This window comes from Anaerostipes sp. MSJ-23 (assembly GCF_018918155.1).
Lineage (GTDB): Bacteria > Bacillota > Clostridia > Lachnospirales > Lachnospiraceae > Anaerostipes.
This window is the reverse complement of sequence record NZ_JAHLPY010000034.1, coordinates 1-1,670: the sequence shown is the minus strand read 5'-3', so window position 1 is coordinate 1,670 and position 1,670 is coordinate 1. Positions and strand designations below refer to the sequence as shown.

Here is a 1,670-nt window from a genome sequence, read left to right as displayed (position 1 = left end):
GAGGGCACTGAAAAACATACCATTTTTATTTTGACTTTAATAAAAAAAGAAAAAAACCATCAGAGTTTTTATGATTCTGGTGGATTTTTTGTTAGGCGAAATATAAATTGCTTGTTTTTTCGGAGAAAGTTCTTATTTTTCATTCATTAATTTAATTATTCTCTTAAGATTTACTGCAAAGATCGTCATTGCTCCTTGCATTTCCATACAAATAAGACCTGATGATGACGCTACGTCATAACCATGCCGATGTTTTAGTTCGCTGTTCTTAGCTTCTATTTTATAGCGTTCCCGCATTTTTTCTTTGAAATGCTCAGTTTCCTGAAATTTAAACTGTTCACTGTGGGAATCGCAAATGATTGTTTCTGTGTATGTTTTCTTTTTGGCTCCTTCTTTGTAACAGCCATCACGATACGGACAACATTTACATTTTTCAATATCAAAAAAATAGACCATACGTGGGTTTTTGTTTTTTTTATCTTTTTTCCTTTTATCGAAATATTTATGAATGGCTAAATGTCCTGCTTTACACTGATACATTCCGGCATCTTTATTAAATTCAAACTCATCTTCCTTTCTTCGGTTACCTTGTGTAATAACTGGATTTAATTTTGCTATCAGTTCATAACCACCTTCTTTTGCTGCCTCGATATTTTTCTTTTCAGAATAAGCCATATCTCCAATGACTGATTCAATCTGTATCCCTGCAGCTTTACTTTTTTGTATAAGTTTTGGCAGTTCTTTGCCATCTGTTTTTTCGCCGCTAGTGATTGTGGCAGCTGTGATGATCCGTTCTTCTGTCATTGCTATGTGTGTTTTATATCCAAAGAATGAAGTGTCGGCTGTCTTATGACCAGTTTTTGCATCTTCATCCTTTGAAATTTCTAAATATTCCATGTCATCAGTGACAGATTCTTCTAGTAGATTTAATTTTTCCTGCACTTTTGGATAACTGCAAATTTCTTCATTTCCTTTTACAACATCAATAAGCTGTTTACAGTATTTTAGTTCTTTTTCTAAAGAATCCTCTGTGTTTTTATCAGGAAATTTTTCTTTCATTGTTTCATCAATCTCATAGATGCTACGGCGCAGATTTTTTGATTGTTCCTGGAGTACTTGACGTGGTGTCTTTTGATTGTATCTTGATTTTGTATGCGTAGCATCCACAATAATGGATTTTGACTTAATAATTCCTTTTTCTAATGCTAACTGAACTGTTTTGGCAATCAGCATATCCAAAAGATTCATATCCTTTAAACGCAGCTTCCGAAATTTTGTCAATGAACTTGGATTTATAACTTCATCTTCTGGAGCCATATCCAAAAAATATTTAAAAGACATATCGTATTTAGAACGTTCAACCATATCAACATCTGATAAATCATAAATTGATTTTAAAAGCAGATATTTAAACATTCGGATAGGTGGAACTGCATTTCGTCCGTTATCTAGACAATAATTAGCAAGCAATTCATCATAAATAAAGCTAAAATCAACCAATTCTTTTATCTGTCGGAGAAGATTATCTTTCGGGATTACTAATTCATATATTTCCATGTATGGACTTAGCACCAATTTCTGCTGTTGTTCGATCATAAAAACACCGCCTATATTTGATAGATACATTGTACCAAATATAGACGGTATTATCTACTTTTTCAGTGCCCTCG

General features: G+C 32.9%; 1 protein-coding gene. It reads right to left on the bottom strand.

Annotation, left to right across the window (positions count from 1 at the left end; genetic code table 11):
- Positions 1–132: 132 nt before the first annotated feature.
- On the bottom strand, positions 133–1,596 hold the full coding sequence (locus KQI71_RS12215) for an IS1182 family transposase (protein ID WP_216436391.1): 1,464 nt from the start codon (positions 1,594–1,596) through the stop codon (positions 133–135).
- Positions 1,597–1,670 lie beyond the last annotated feature (74 nt).